At 41.0% G+C, this 15,352-nt stretch carries 13 protein-coding genes; 8 read left to right on the top strand and 5 right to left on the bottom strand.

Going from position 1 to position 15,352, the window contains the following annotated elements:
- Positions 1-46: 46 nt before the first annotated feature.
- Entirely contained in the window at positions 47-319 is a 273-nt protein-coding gene (gene ubiK, locus PP2015_RS16030) for a ubiquinone biosynthesis accessory factor UbiK (RefSeq protein WP_058031258.1), read from the bottom strand.
- Positions 320-470: 151 nt separating this feature from the next.
- On the opposite strand from ubiK, the gene rep reads away from it, so the two are divergent.
- On the top strand, positions 471-2,486 hold the full coding sequence (gene rep / locus PP2015_RS16025) for a DNA helicase Rep (protein ID WP_058031257.1): 2,016 nt from the start codon (positions 471-473) through the stop codon (positions 2,484-2,486).
- Here rep and PP2015_RS16020 read toward each other — a convergent pair.
- The 3 genes from PP2015_RS16020 to elbB all read right to left on the bottom strand — a co-directional run bounded on the left by PP2015_RS16020 (position 2,475) and on the right by elbB (position 6,405).
- Positions 2,475-5,042 carry a sensor domain-containing diguanylate cyclase gene (locus tag PP2015_RS16020; protein WP_058031256.1) on the bottom strand — a complete coding sequence of 856 codons (2,568 nt, stop codon included), beginning with the start codon at positions 5,040-5,042 and terminating at the stop codon, positions 2,475-2,477. The two genes, rep and PP2015_RS16020, sit on opposite strands and share 12 nt — an antisense overlap.
- A 153-nt stretch (positions 5,043-5,195) precedes the next feature.
- Positions 5,196-5,588, bottom strand: a complete 393-nt coding sequence (locus tag PP2015_RS16015; RefSeq protein WP_058031255.1) for a c-type cytochrome — start codon at positions 5,586-5,588, stop codon at positions 5,196-5,198.
- Between the two features lie 166 nt (positions 5,589-5,754).
- Positions 5,755-6,405 carry an isoprenoid biosynthesis glyoxalase ElbB gene (gene elbB, locus PP2015_RS16010; RefSeq protein ID WP_058031254.1) on the bottom strand — a complete coding sequence of 217 codons (651 nt, stop codon included), beginning with the start codon at positions 6,403-6,405 and terminating at the stop codon, positions 5,755-5,757.
- 417 nt (positions 6,406-6,822) lie between these two features.
- Between elbB and polA the strand changes: the two genes are divergently transcribed.
- The 3 genes from polA (at position 6,823) to PP2015_RS15995 (ending at position 11,213) form a co-directional block, all read left to right on the top strand.
- Entirely contained in the window at positions 6,823-9,570 is a 2,748-nt protein-coding gene (gene polA, locus PP2015_RS16005; RefSeq protein WP_058031253.1) for a DNA polymerase I, read from the top strand.
- A 548-nt stretch (positions 9,571-10,118) separates the two neighbouring features.
- On the top strand, positions 10,119-10,688 hold the full coding sequence (locus PP2015_RS16000; RefSeq protein ID WP_058031252.1) for a YceI family protein: 570 nt from the start codon (positions 10,119-10,121) through the stop codon (positions 10,686-10,688).
- A 6-nt stretch (positions 10,689-10,694) separates the two neighbouring features.
- Positions 10,695-11,213, top strand: coding sequence for a DUF1285 domain-containing protein (locus PP2015_RS15995; protein WP_058031251.1), 519 nt, complete (start codon positions 10,695-10,697; stop codon positions 11,211-11,213).
- A 5-nt stretch (positions 11,214-11,218) separates the two neighbouring features.
- Here PP2015_RS15995 and yihA read toward each other — a convergent pair whose 3' ends face one another.
- On the bottom strand, positions 11,219-11,881 hold the full coding sequence (yihA, locus tag PP2015_RS15990; protein ID WP_058031250.1) for a ribosome biogenesis GTP-binding protein YihA/YsxC: 663 nt from the start codon (positions 11,879-11,881) through the stop codon (positions 11,219-11,221).
- A 307-nt stretch (positions 11,882-12,188) separates the two neighbouring features.
- Between yihA and PP2015_RS15985 the strand changes: the two genes are divergently transcribed.
- The 4 genes from PP2015_RS15985 to PP2015_RS15970 all read left to right on the top strand — a co-directional run bounded on the left by PP2015_RS15985 (position 12,189) and on the right by PP2015_RS15970 (position 15,241).
- A complete protein-coding gene (locus PP2015_RS15985) occupies positions 12,189-12,821 on the top strand; it encodes a c-type cytochrome (RefSeq protein ID WP_058031249.1) in 633 nt (210 codons plus the stop codon).
- A 654-nt stretch (positions 12,822-13,475) separates the two neighbouring features.
- Positions 13,476-14,117 (top strand): class I SAM-dependent methyltransferase, encoded by a 642-nt coding sequence (locus PP2015_RS15980; RefSeq protein ID WP_058031248.1) that lies wholly within the window; start codon positions 13,476-13,478, stop codon positions 14,115-14,117.
- Between the two features lie 15 nt (positions 14,118-14,132).
- Positions 14,133-14,726, top strand: a complete 594-nt coding sequence (gene yihI, locus PP2015_RS15975; RefSeq protein WP_058031247.1) for a Der GTPase-activating protein YihI — start codon at positions 14,133-14,135, stop codon at positions 14,724-14,726.
- Positions 14,726-15,241 (top strand): DUF2489 domain-containing protein, encoded by a 516-nt coding sequence (locus tag PP2015_RS15970; RefSeq protein ID WP_058031246.1) that lies wholly within the window; start codon positions 14,726-14,728, stop codon positions 15,239-15,241. The genes yihI and PP2015_RS15970 overlap by 1 nt, the downstream gene beginning before the upstream one ends.
- The last annotated feature ends 111 nt before the right edge of the window (positions 15,242-15,352 follow it).

Here is a 15,352-nt window from a genome sequence, read left to right as displayed (position 1 = left end):
AAAGTAAAAAGGAGCCGCTTGGCTCCTTTTTACTAATAGAATTAGCTTATTCCGCCTTATCAGCTGGATCTTGCTCAGCAAGTCTCGCCTCAAGTTGGGCAACTTTTTCTTCTAATTGCATCAGCTTTTCGCGAGTTCTGATCAGCACTTGTGATTGAATATCAAACTCTTCACGGCTAACAAAATCCATCTCAGTTAACTTATTCTGGATAGCTTGTTTGGTTTTTGACTCGAAAGTCTCTGCCAGAGTTTTTACACCCTGTGGCATGTTGCTAGAAATCTGCTTGGCGATCTCTTCAATTTTAGCTGGGTTGATCATGATTGATTACCTGATATGGAGGCCATTAATTAAGTTACGACATAGTAGCAAATTCGGTTTAGTTTCGGCACCTTTCTAGATCAAATGAGTTCTAGAGACTCACTAGGCTTTGCGATAGAATTACTGCCTCAGAATTTCGGACCTGCCAAACATGAAACTCAATCCAAAACAAGATGAAGCGGTTAAGTATATAAGCGGCCCATGCCTAGTGTTAGCGGGCGCAGGCTCAGGTAAGACGCGCGTAATTACCAATAAAATTGCTTACCTTGTGCAACATTGTGAATACCAAGCAAAAAACATTGCTGCGGTAACCTTCACCAATAAAGCAGCAAAAGAAATGCGTGAGCGTGTAGGGCAAACGCTTGGCAAGCAAGAAGCAAAAGGCTTATGGGTGTCTACGTTTCACACCTTGGGTTTAGAGGTCATTAAAAAAGAGCTTAAAACACTGGGTTTCAAACCAGGCTTTTCGTTATTTGACGATCAAGATACTCACCAACTTTTGGCAGAATTAACCGAAAAAGAATTAGACAGAGACAAAGATCTACTGAATTTGCTGAAGATGCAAATTGGCAGCTGGAAGAACGAACTAATTTTACCTGAACGTGCTATTAGTGAAGCCCGCGAACCACAAAAAGCCTTGTTCGCACAACTATACGCCCGTTATGCGTTACAGTTACGCGCATATAACGCGTTAGATTTTGATGACTTAATCATGATCCCCACTTTGTTGTTGGCGCAAAACCCAGATGTGAGAGAGCGCTGGCAGGCGCGTTTCCGTTATTTACTAGTGGATGAATATCAAGATACCAATACCAGCCAGTATCAGTTGGTTAAGCTGCTGGTGGGTGAGCGCGCGCGTTTTACCGTGGTAGGCGATGATGACCAATCGATTTATTCCTGGCGTGGAGCAAAACCACAAAATCTAGTATTGCTATCAAAGGACTTTCCTGGTTTACGCTTGATTAAATTGGAGCAAAATTACCGAAGTGCAGGTCGAATTCTAAAAGCTGCGAATATTTTGATTGCCAATAACCCTCATGAATTTGATAAAAAGTTGTTTAGTGAACTCGGTTATGGTGACCCAATTCGAGTGATAGCGACCAAAGACGAAGAGCACGAAGCAGAGCGCGTAGTCGCTGAAATCATCTCCCATAAGTTTATGAAGCGTACTAGCTACAAAGATTACGCGATTTTATATCGAGGTAATCACCAAGCTCGGGTATTTGAAAAAGCGCTGATGAGTAACCGCATTCCTTACAAAATCAGTGGCGGCATGTCGTTCTTTGCGCGAAGCGAAATTAAAGACATTATGGCTTACTTACGCCTACTGGTGAATCAGGACGATGACAACGCATTTTTACGTATTGTGAATACACCAAGACGTGAAATTGGCCCGGTTACGCTTGAGAAGTTAGGTAGCTTAGCTAACGAAAAACACATCAGTTTATTCGAAGCATGCTTTCAGCCTGAACTGGCAAGTCGACTTGCAGGGCGCGGTTTTAATGCACTGATGGGGTTTGCTCGCTGGGTCGTTGAGCTATCAGATAGAGCAACGCGTGGAGACACATTGGAAGCTGTAAAAGACATGGTACGTGAAATTAATTATGAAGCCTATTTATATGAGTCATCGCCTAGTGCAAAAGCGGCTGAAATGCGTATGAAAAATGTCTCTGAGCTATATCGTTGGATCACCGATATGATAACGGGTGATGCAGATAATCCGCCAATGACTTTACCTGAGGTGGTGAGTAAACTGACACTTAGGGATATGCTAGAGCGTAACGAAGAAGAAGATGATAGCGATGCAGTGCAGTTGCTAACATTACATGCCTCTAAAGGTTTGGAATATCCGCATGTCTTTATGGTGGGGATGGAAGAGGGATTCTTACCACACCAAACCAGCATTGACGAAGATAATGTTGAAGAAGAGCGCCGTCTTGCCTACGTTGGGATCACTCGTGCACAGCAAACATTGACCATGACATATGCGAAAAATCGTCGTCAGTTTGGCGAGGTATCAACACCTGAACTGAGTCGCTTTGTGCAAGAATTACCACAAGATGATCTACAAATAGAAGGTCAAAAGAAAACCGTACAATCGCAACAAGAGCGTATGCAATCAGGTCAGGCACGCGTTGCAAACTTGCGTGCCATGTTAAAGAGATAGAGGCTCAGAAGTGCGCTCGAAGAGTGTATTGCCTCGAGTGTCTTTATCGTAGTTAACTTGCTTGCCAAAGAACAATTGCAAACCATGGTTTTCTAGTAAGGTTCTGAAATTTAAAATTGCAGGACCTTTGGCAATGACTTTACATTGACGCATCTTAGTGACTGCCAAAACACCTTGCAACTGCACTTCGAAACAAGGTTGTTGCAAGACACGTTTACTAAAAGTTGAGCTGAGCAGTAAGTATTGAAACTTAATTTTACTGATCAAGCTTAAATCACAACGGTCTTTACCAAAGTCATTGAGACCTACAGCAAACTCCATCTGTGTCAGGGTTTCGAGGTTTTGTAATTGTGTGCTTGACGCAAATCTTAGCTCCTCTTCGCTAAATAACAGACACACATTATGGTTATGTTGTTTTAGTAAATGGCATAGATGCGTAAAGTTATCGCTTTCAAGCACCACAGCGGCACAGCTAAATAAAAGCTCTTGATGATGTGTTTCGCTGAGGATTAAGGCCTTTTTTAACAAAGAAAACTCGAGATCAAGCAATTCGCTTTTTTCGGCCGTAAACTTCTTTAAAACATCAAAACTGGTACTGCCTAAAATAGGATGATTACCAAAAATTTCTAGTAACTGAAGTTGCACTTGGTTATTAGAAAAATCGATGACATCGGTCGATCTAAAGTGGGTCGTTAAGCTACTTAAGTTATGTTGCTCAGCGTCAACCTTGTTTGATGAGGTACCTGCGGTTAGCAGTGGATGATAGAATTCATAGCGACCTTTGCCCGCATTCTTAGCATAATACATAGCTGCGTCAGCATCTCGAATAATTTCGTCAATATGTTGGTACCGTTTATTCGAGTAGGTAATACCAATACTGGCACCGCTGAAGACAGTTTGCCCTTTCATCACAAAAGGTTGCTGCATAACTTTAATAATACGTTTAGCGACGTCTTCAGCTTGTTGTTTATCGCTGAGGTGATCTAATAGAATCACAAATTCATCACCGGCAAGGCGGGCTAATAAATCATGGTCTCTAATACATTCAGCAAACGCTTTACTGACCCAAATTAAGAATTGATCTCCGGCTTGGTGACCTAACTCATCGTTGATATCTTTGAACTTATCTAAATCAATAAAGAGTACTGAAAAATTGTAATCAGGGTGCCTTTGATATTTGTGTAGTGTCTTTTCTAACTGGGTTAAAAATAAACTACGATTAGGTAAGCCTGTTAATGGGTCATGATGAGCGTCGTGATAGAGTTGTTTTTCAATTTTTTTACGCTCTTCAATTTGCATTTGAAGGTGCAAATTACTCTGTTGTAACGCTTTAGTTTTGTCTGCTACGCGTTGCTCTAGCTGTTGGTGGCTTTGTTTCAGAGCTTGATTCGCAAGGTGCGTTTGTAAAACAGACGCGATTTGGTTAGATATGAACGAGATTAACTCAAGGTCTTCATATGTAAACTCATATTTATCATCATAAGCTTGGCAAGCAATTAAACCGATAACGCCATTGGCGGTTTTGAGCGGTGCGCCCATCCAACTACTTGCAGGTTTAATCACATCATCATCGCTACGAATGACGATTTTTTGCTTGATTAGCTTTTCGGCACGCTCACGATTAATCAGCTGACTACGTTCAGTACTAATAACGAGCTCGCTATACCCATTAGCAAAAGGGCGAGGGCAGTAATCACCAACTTCATCAATACAGTACGGAAAGCTGAGCCAATTTGAGGTTTTATCGTATAAGGCGATATAAAGGTTGTCAGCGAACGTAATCGAACGAATAATACGGTGCACTTGTTTATACACATCGTCTATATCCGTAAATTGTGTGGCCAATTCAGAAATTTTAAAGAGAATTTGTTGGCGCTCTAAAGCACGTTTGCGACTTTCTATTTCTTTGTTCAAGGCCTCATTACTTTGCATTACCGCGCGAGTACGAATTTTTACTTCTGACTCAAGTAACTCACGCTTCTTTACACGCTCAATGGCTGTACCTAAATAAAGTGAGATAAATTCAAGTAGTTCGACTTGCTGTTCGTTATAATTGAGCGCAACTTCGTAGCTTTGAGTCACCATAACACCAATGATTTGTCTATTTTGGCGAATGGGTACACCTAACCAATGCTCAGCGGGTGTGCCAAGTAATTTAAACTGACCTTCTTTACTTAGGCGGCTCATTTCTTGTTTATTGATATGAACGGTTTCACCTTTCTTAAAAGTAAAACCAGTTACGCCTTCAGAGAAGTGGTGCGACTCTTGAATTGGGACTGAGATACCATCTTTTTCGTCGATGAAGTAAGACAGCTCTAAAGATTGTGTATATTGGTTTTGCAGCACAACGTAAAAGCTGTTGCTGGGCAAGTATTGCTTGAGAATATCGTGAATAGCAGGGTATAGCAGAGTTAGCTCGGCCACAGTATTTGCCAGCTCAGACAATTGTATGAGCGCATTCTGTAATTGATCTCGCTGTTTGTATTTTTTTAAGAGCTTGTTTAGCTTCTTATTTTTATACTTTAGGCGATTAGCTAAAAGTGCGGGATCTTCCAATGATTTTACCCAATTATTATTAGTTTTGCTTATTTATTAAGCTTATGATTCCACTTTTGTCATGGGGGGTCAAGGGGAAAATCGGGGACAAAAAAGAGAGTTGAGAAAAATTGAATTAAATGAGAGGTGATAGTCACCTCTCATCAAAAAGCATTACTTTTTAGTCATGAAATCAACTGCTGCCGCAATCTCTTCATCAGAACAATCCATACAGGTACCGCGAGGAGGCATTGCATTAAAACCATTGATTGCATGCTCTACTAATAACTCTCGGCCTTTTGTTAAACGAGCAGCCCAGTCATCAGCTGTTTTTGGCGCGCCAAGAGCACCTGTGCCATGACAAGCAGCACAAGAAACTTGATAAACTTGCTCACCTGAACGAGGGCCGGTAGGCGCTGCTGGAGCGGCAGCTGCTGCACCTGCTAAGTATACTGAACCTACTGGTGCTAAGCGTTTTTTAATCGCTTCGTCAGTTAAAGCGTTATCAAAAGGTTGTGCGTAAACAGTTGTTGATAGCAATAATAAAGCTGCTGAAAGTTTTTTCATTTGTCTTGCTCACTTCGTTGGTGATGTGCTCAATCACGATAGATGACGGAATTATCACGCGATTATAACGCCACCTATTGATTTATAAAACGTTAACTTGGCAAATTAGACCAAAAACTGATTATTTTTTGCGTTAACGCAATTTTAGCCATGAACTTAAAGCAGATTAAGCCAATGCTACAAGCTTAGTCATGGCTTTTTGAATACCTGCTGATGCCTCTGAAATAGACTGAGCAAGCATATAAGCAGGTGTACTGATTACCTTTTGCGCTTCATCAACAACAATGTCATCAACATGACAGTTAACATGCTCAGCACCAAGTGCAGACATAGCTGCCGCAGTATCTGCATCATTACCTATGGTTGCCTTAATACCTTTATTATGGATATGACCTACTAGTGCTGGTGCAATGCAGACATATGCGATTGGTTTATTTTGTTGATTGAATGCTTCACAAGTCGTTTTTAATGCAGTAAGAATAGTCGAATCACCACCTTTAAACGCAAAGTCACTTAAGTTTTTTGCCACGCCAAAGCCACCAGGAATAGCAAGTGCATCGAAGTCATTTACATTTAGTGTGTCAAGGTCATGTATTTCACCGCGTGCAATACGTGCAGCTTCAACCAGTACATTGCGCGTTTGATTCATCTCTTCACCATTTAGGTGGTTAACCACATGGTGTTGATCAATGTTAGGAGCGAAGCATTGATAGCTTGCTCCGGCTGCTTCCAAATGCAACATTGTTAATACTGATTCATGGATCTCGGCGCCATCAAATACACCGCAACCACTCAAAATTATCGCGACTTTCTTCATGGTTTTTCCTTCTTAAAAGTTGATAACCTTATTTATATCGAAAGTAGTGTATGTTCAGATCAAAAAATTATAAAGGATCTTGTTTGATCTCTGATCAAATCTTGGTAGTATGACCGCCCGCTTTGGAAGAGTGGTAGAAAATAACAGTTGCACACCGTGCTAAAAAATAGCTTTTCCACATTTCGCTTTATAAATCAGTTTAAGCGCAAAATGTTAAACACCCTTAAAATCAAGGTTTTAGGGTCGATTTCTCGATCTTAAAATTTAAAGTCTGAATATTTACATCTTTATCTACAAAGTTATCCACAGATTATCCTGCTTCGAATAGGTTTTATCTGGACATAATTACTCGAGTTATCCGCTTGCTTATGGCATCCTTACTGGGTTTTTAAAAGTTCATTTAGGATCCACTAAATTATGTCTCAGATCCCCGAAAATCCTTTGATCTTGGTCGATGGTTCTTCTTATTTATTCCGTGCGTATCATGCTCCACCGCATTTAACCAATTCAAAAGGTGAGGCGACGGGTGCCATCTATGGTGTGATCAATATGTTGAAGAGCCTCGTTAGGCAATTTAACCCAAGCCATATGGTTGTGGTATTTGACGCCAAGGGTCCGACATTTAGAAATGAAATGTACAGCGAATATAAAGCGCACCGCCCGCCAATGCCTGATGATCTGCGTACGCAAATTGAACCGATCCATGAGATCATCAAAGCGATGGGTTTACCTTTAGTCAGCATCACAGGTGTTGAGGCCGATGATGTGATTGGTACTTTTGCGCGCATTGCGTCTGAGCAGCAGCGTCATGTGTTGATCAGCACGGGCGATAAAGATATGGCTCAACTCGTGAATGAGCATGTCACCTTAATTAATACCATGACTGACACCGTACTCGATCCACAAGGGGTGGTTGATAAATTTGGTATTGGTCCTGAGCTTATCATTGATTATCTCGCGCTGATGGGTGATAAAGTCGATAACATCCCAGGCGTGCCTGGTGTGGGTGAAAAAACTGCACTGGCTATGCTACAAGGCATTGGTTCTATTAAGTCACTTTATGACAGATTAGATGACATTGCAGGTCTTGGTTTCCGTGGTTCTAAAACCATGGCTAAAAAGCTAGAAGAACATAAAGCGCAGCTAGATCTGTCTTATGAATTAGCGACCATTAAACTAGACGTTGAAGTTGAGCAAAACCTAGAGACTTTCGCGATTGCTGACATGAATAAAGATCGTTTGATCGAACTTTATGGGCAATGTGAATTTAAGCGTTGGCTTAGTGAATTACTCGACGGTAAAGAAGCGCCTAAAACTGCAGCAGAGCAAGCACAGCCTGAAGCTAAAAAAATCGAAGCACATTACGAAACCATTTTAACTGAAGCACAGTTAACTACATGGGCCGAAAAGCTTAAAAGTGCTGAGCTTATGGCATTTGATACAGAAACGACGAGCTTAGACTACATGCAAGCTGATTTAGTCGGTATGAGCTTTGCCGTGAAAGAAGGTGAAGCCGCTTATTTACCGATTGCGCATGATTACATGGGCGCGCCGGAGCAACTTTCGAAAGAGTTCGTATTCGAGGTGCTAGGCCCAGTTTTGGCTGACGACAGTGTGAAAAAAGTGGGCCAGAACCTTAAATACGATAAGAGTGTGTTAGCCCGAGCCGGCTTAGAACTCAATGGTATCGCTTTTGATACTATGCTCGAGTCTTATGTCTTTAATAGTGTGGGCACACGTCATGATATGGATTCACTGGCACTAAAATATTTAGGTCATAAGAATATCAGCTTTGAAGAAATTGCCGGTAAAGGTAAATCGCAATTGACCTTCAATCAAATTGAGTTAGAGAAAGCCGCACCTTATGCGGCAGAAGACGCGGACATTACATTACGCTTGCATAACCAACTTTGGCCTATGCTGAAAGAGCAATCAGAGCTGCTACCTGTATTTAACGAGATAGAGCTGCCGTTATTATCTGTGTTATCAGATATCGAACGTACCGGTGTGAAAATCGATAGCCAAATGTTGGCTGAGCAAAGTGTCGAAATCGCCGCTCGCCTGACTGAACTTGAAAAAGAAGCGTACGAGATCGCAGGCGAAGAATTTAACTTAAGTTCGACTAAGCAATTACAAGCGATCCTATTTGACAAGCTTGGCTTGCCGGTATTGAAGAAAACCCCTAAAGGTGCCCCTTCAACGGCTGAAGAAGTACTGCAAGAATTAGCACATGATTATCCGTTGCCGAAACTTATCATTGAGCACCGTGGTTTAGCTAAGCTTAAATCTACTTATACTGAGAAGCTGCCTAAGCTTGTGAACCCTGAAACGGGTCGTGTACATACCTCTTATCATCAGGCTGTGACCGCAACAGGTCGATTAAGCTCAAGCGATCCAAACTTACAGAATATTCCAATCCGAAATGAAGCGGGTCGTCGTATTCGTCAGGCATTTATTGCCGATGAAGGGCACGTGATCTTGGCGGCGGACTACAGCCAGATTGAATTGCGTATTATGGCGCACTTGTCACAAGATGCAGGTTTACTGAAAGCATTTGCTGAAGGCAAAGACGTACACAGCGCAACGGCTTCTGAAGTATTCGGTGTTCCGCTTGAAGAGGTCACATCGGATATGCGCCGTAAAGCGAAAGCGGTTAACTTCGGTTTGATCTACGGCATGAGTGCGTTTGGTTTGGCCCGTCAGCTAGACATTCCGCGTAATGAAGCACAACATTATATGGATAAGTATTTTGAGCGCTTCCCAGGTGTACTTGAATATATGGAACGTACGCGCGAAGAAGCAGCTGAAAAAGGTTATGTTGAAACGCTATTTGGTCGTCGCTTGCACCTGCCTGATATTAAGGCAAGAAATGGCGCGCGTCGCAAAGCGGCTGAACGTGCAGCGATCAACGCACCAATGCAAGGTACAGCGGCTGATATTATCAAAAAAGCCATGCTGAAAGTGGCACAATGGCTTGCTACACAAACGACCAATGACATCAAATTACTTATGCAAGTACACGATGAATTAGTATTTGAAATTGCGAAAGATAAAGTTGAAGCGTTTAGCGAACATATTTGTTCTTTAATGAGCGAAGCGGCCAGTTTAGATGTGCCATTTTTAGTTGAAGCTGATTACGGCGAAAACTGGGAACAAGCACACTAATTAGCTTATTCGAACTTAAAAAAGAGGCTTTATGCCTCTTTTTTTAATGTCTGCAGAAAATAGAGTAATTAAGTTAATACACAGGAGTAGCAAGGCTCACAAAGCAAATAAAGTAAAAAAAGCGTAAACTTAAACAACAGAATGTTTAAAAAATATCAAATTGGCCTAAGTTTTGCTTTTTAGCATTTATTTTTTTGTATCCATTTGTTACAGTGCGCGCGTCCTCATCCTGTAGGACATCCTGTTGATGATGTATCTCTCGCAAGAAGATACAGAGTATTGATAGCTTCTCCCCAGAATTGCTATAGCGGCCCTCCTAGTTTTCGAGGGCCGTTTTTTTCTCCAAAACTTTTATTCTTTTTAATTCCTTCATAATTCATCGACAGTTACACTGTACCTTTTTGAGATTAGTACCAATCCGCACTAACACTTAACCCCTCAAAATAGACCACTTAGTTAAGCGGATTGGTATAATTCAATTTTTGCGAAATCGGTTTTCAAATTCGTACCGTAGTAGTTTTAATACATAATTTTAGATAGGACTCGTCATGTTTAAACCTTTACTTCTTTCTCTGTCTTTACTGTCGACCCAAGCATTTGCCGCCTGGCAACTAGATAATGATGCAAGCCAACTGAGCTTTACTTCGATTAAGAAAAACAGCATTGCTGAAAACCATCATTTTGAGCAACTTGCAGCGCAGATAGATGACAATCAATTAAGCATGGTGATTGAGTTGGCTAGTATTGAGTCGCTGATCCCTATTCGTAATGAGCGCATGCAAAAGATGTTGTTTAATGTTGCGCAATTTCCTAAAGCTGTGATTGAAGCCGATTTAGCGCCGTATTTAGGCAGCTTAAAACTAGGCCATCAGGTACTAAAATCAGTACCGGTGACACTTAATCTGCATGGCCAAAAGCAACAGCTCATGTTAGATCTTGCGGTTGTGCAAACGGCAAGGCAATTAATCGTTAGCCCGACTAAAGCAGTTTTAGTGAATGCTGCTGATTATAAACTTGAACAGGGTATTGAAGCGCTGCGTAAAATTGCAGGGCTAGACAGCATTGCGCAATCTGTGCCTGTGACCTTTAATTTGGTATTTAACCAGCAAGATTTCTAATCAGAAATGCAAAGTCTGAATGAATTACAAGCGGCGTTACTGACGCCGCACGCTCCAACCGAAAAGTGGCCACAACAAACTTGCAGTAGCGGTGATATTCGCATTGATAAAGAAGGGCGTTGGCACTACCAAGACTCCGAAATTAAAAGGCAGGCACTTTGCCGGTTATTTGCCAGTGTATTGCAGTGTCAGGACGGGGTTTATACCGTTACAACACCTGCAGAACAATGTGAGGTTGATGTAGAAGATGTGCCATTTGTTATTGTTGGTTGGCGAGTAATAAGTTCAGAGCAAGGTAATGTGATCGTTTGCCAAGATAATCTTGACCGAGAATGGCCAATATTGGGTGAGTTTGAAATCGAAACTCGTTTATATCAAGGACAAGAGGTGCCTTATTTAAAGCTGAACTATGGCTTGGCGGCAAGAGTAAACAGGGCGGTTTATTATCAGTGGGCAGAAATCGCTGAGCAAGATGACAAAGGCCTCTATCTTAACTCAGCGGGACAGGCATATTATCTGACTTAACGTGCTTATTCAGAGTCTGGCTGTTCAGACTCTGACTCTGTTTCAACCTCATCTTCAGGCTTATAAGGGCCTAAGTACCAGTCATCAAGTTTCCAAGCTAGCTCTTTTAAGCCAATGCCTTTTAAAGAAGAGAAAGCACACACGGTAATGTCTGCGTCGAGTTCAGCTAATTTCTTTTTAACCTGAAGCACTTCAGCTTTACGTTTACCTTGCTTTAATTTATCTGCTTTAGTTAATAGTGCCAATACTGGGATTTCTGAATCGACTGCCCAGTTAATTAAATCCATATCCAGATCTTTAAGTGGATGGCGAATATCCATGAGTACAACGATGCCTTTTAGACTCTTACGCTTTTGTAAGTATTCGCCCAGCGCGCGTTGCCACTTTTTCTTCATTTCAAGAGGGACTTTTGCAAAGCCATAACCCGGTAAATCGATTAAACGTTTATCTTCATCTAGTTCGAAGGTATTGATAAGTTGCGTACGACCCGGTGTCTTACTGGTTCTTGCTAGCTTTTGATCGGTCAATGCATTTAATGCACTTGATTTACCCGCGTTCGAACGGCCAGCAAATGCGACCTCAATACCAGAATCAATTGGTAGACGGCTGATATCTGGTGCACTGGTAATAAACGTGGCTGTTTGGTATTTCATACGTGACTTGATCACGGGCTCTCCTGACAGATTGAAGATATTAATTAGGCTATTTTATACCAGTTAGTTATTTGGCAAAAGCAAGCATTTACAGATGATTTCAGTGTGAAATGACTTTTTTATTGATTTTTAAAATTAATCTAGGTCAAAACCCTATAATTTATAAGTCTAATATGAGTAGAAAACGTGCCAGAAAAATTTAAATCGTGTAGAATAGCCAACTAGCAAAGTAAAAATAGCATTGATTTTTCCCTAGCAACCCTGAAAATAGGTGTTTCAATCGCTAGGTATTAATTACAGGGTCGGAAACAGAGAATTTACCATGAAAAAAATAGCATTAACTTTAACGATGTTGCTTGGTAGCTTGTCAGCGAGCAACGCACTAGCATTTGATGGCGATGCCGAAGCAGGCAAAGCGAAGGCTGCTACTTGTGCCGCGTGTCATGGTCCAGATGGCAACGCACCTGTAAACATTTATCCAAAAATTGCAGGTCAGCACGCTGACTATATTTATAAGCAGTTAAAAGAGTTTAAGCTAGGTATGACGTCTGGTGGTAAAGAAGGTCGTATGGATCCTGTAATGAGTGGTATGGCTATGCCGCTTTCAGATCAAGATATGAAAGACCTATCTGCTTATTTCGCTTCTCTAACTATGAGTGCAGGTACAACGCCTGAAGACGTAGTTGAAGTAGGTAAAAAGTTATACATGGCTGGTGATGCTGAGCGCGGTATTCCTTCATGTGCAGCGTGTCACGGTCCACGTGGTAACGGTACATCACTTGCTAAGTTCCCGAAAATTTCTTTCCAACATCCTGAATATATCAAAGCACAGCTTGAGAAATTCCGTGATGGCTCACGTAACAATGACATGAATGGCATGATGCGTGATATCGCGAAGAAATTAACAGATAAAGATATTGAAGTACTTTCTAAGTACTTAGGTGGCTTACACTAATCGCTAAGCTACTAAAGTAGTATAGTTTAGTTATCTTTCTGATAATAAACTATATATTAGTCAAAAGGCAGCCTTGGCTGCCTTTTTTGATCCCCGAATACTTGTTAGATAATTCCCATTCCATTTGTAAGACATTTGCCATAGATACGTGTAAGTTATTGCTTAAATTTATCTATTAAATAAGTGTAAGTTATTGTTTTTATTTTGATCACATAAAGCTGATTCAGATCTTTTCAAAAAAAAGGTTATTAACCAGTTGTAACGAAATCATTAAGGAGTAGATTACTACGTGTTGCCAAGACAACAAAACAAAATGGAAACACCGCAACTGGAAGCGTAGGCAGCAATAGTTAGTACTAACTTGGTACTCTATGGATGAATAAGAAAGCGTTAGGAAGACCGAAAATAAAAAAATAGTCTCATGGAAGTATAAAATAAAAACAATATGGACTATGTATGGAAGCACTAATAAAAATATGGATAGTAGATAAAAATAATAATAAGACTTAAAAAAGTCGAAGGGAGAAGTGTCCAAATTTGTGACGCTCAGATTAGATAGGCGGTAGAGAGAAATCTCTGCCGCCTTTTTATTTGTGCCTCGATGCTTTGCTGGTACAATAGCCGACCAATTCCAAAGTCGGTATCTTATTTATCATGTCAGTATGTGGTTTATGTGGCTCAGAGGAGTTACAGCCTTATCACCAAGATAAACGTCGCCGTTATTTACAATGTACGCAGTGTGCACTTGTGATTGTTGATGAGCGAGATCGTTTATCATCTGAAGATGAAAAAGCCATCTACGATACTCACGAAAATAGCTTACATGATGAAGGTTATCGCCGCTTTTTATCTCGTGCTTTTGAGCCGACGATAGAAAGAGTACCTTCACACTGCAAGGGCTTAGACTTTGGTTGTGGACCAGGGCCTTTGTTGGCAGAAATGTTCAAAGAAGTAGGCTTTGAAATGGCTTGTTTTGATTTGTTTTATGCAAACGAGCCTGAAGTGCTGAATAAAACGTATGACTTCATAACGTGCACTGAAGTGATTGAGCACCTATCTCAACCGGGCGAGGTGTTAGAAAAATTATTATCACTACTCGAATCTGGCGGTCCTTTGGTATTGATGACTAAACTGATTATTGATCAAAATCGGTTTGCTCAGTGGCATTATAAAAATGATTTAACCCATATCGCATTCTTTAGCCGTGAAACATTTGACTATGTCGCGGCGCACTTTGACTGTCAGGTTGAATTTATCGGCAATGACGTCATTGTATTAACTAAGTCGAAAAAGTAACGACAGAGAAGATTTATGACTAGAAAGAAAAAATCACGTAAGGTAGCTCAAACGGGCACCCCGCGTTTAAGTAAAGAAAAGCTATTAGAGCTTCGCGCTCTAAAAGACCAGCGCAAGAAAAAGTCTAAGGGCGCCAAAGCTGGGTCGCGTAATGCACCAGAGGCGCTTAAAGAAGACAAGCAAGTAACTGCTAGCTCGGGCAACAAAGATAAGCGTTTAGGTAGTAAAAAGCCAATTAGCTTGAAACCAGAAGTGGTAAAGCCTGAATCAGCTGAGCCTAAGATGATGCGTCATTTAAAACCTCAGGTTGAGTTAAAAGAAGTGAAGCCATCACTCACACCTGAGCAAGAGTTAGAGCAGCTAGAGAATGATCCTCGTCTAATGAAGCTATTGGAGCAGCATGAACGTGGTGAGTTGATCACAGGTAAAGATGCTAAGTTCTTCAATCGTTCAGTTGCACGCCACCAAGCGCTTTGTGAGCTACTCGGTATTGATGATGAGTTTGAAGAAGACGACATCATTGAAGATGATCCATTAGAGAACTTCATGTCAGACGATTTGGCTAATGAATGGTTTGATGACGACGATGAAGAGGAAGAGTATAAATAATGGCAACTGAGTGGATCATTGCACTGGTTATTGGTGCACTTATTATTGCTGGTTTATCTTTTTATGCAGGTAAGCTGATTTGGCAAGTGAAAGCTCAAAATGAACTCATTGCCAAAAAGCGTGCAGAACATGAAGCTGAGCAAAAGAAAAAGCGTCAAGAGCGTAATGCCAAGCTTGCTGACAGTATTAATCTTATTGCTAAAGCCATGAATCAAAAGCAATGTGAGTATTCTGAAGGGTGTTTGCGTATTTGGGTTCTTATTTCTCAATATGGCTTTGAGAAAGAAGTTAACCTAGAAGAAACTTACCCGGGCATTCATCAAATGTATGAAGTGGTAAAAGACATGCCGACGCACGATGCTCGTAAGAAGTACTCTAAAAAAGAAATCTTCAAAATGGACACTGAGCGCTGGCGTGCTGAAGAACGTCTTGAGAAAGACATTCTTAAAGATTGTGAGCAACTGGTTAGCGAGTTCCAAGCCTTGCCTGGCAGTGAGAACGTGGTATTCCAGTAATCACTTTTAAAAAGTAAAAGAAACGCGACCAAGGTCGCGTTTTTTGTGCTTGTTCCATTAATGACATAAAGCAGCGATAACGTTAAAATCAAAGAAAAAATAAAAACATAA

The organism is Pseudoalteromonas phenolica (assembly GCF_001444405.1).
GTDB classification, from domain to species: domain Bacteria; phylum Pseudomonadota; class Gammaproteobacteria; order Enterobacterales; family Alteromonadaceae; genus Pseudoalteromonas; species Pseudoalteromonas phenolica.
Note: the sequence above shows the minus strand (reverse complement) of the source record. Positions and strands in the feature narration are given on the sequence as shown.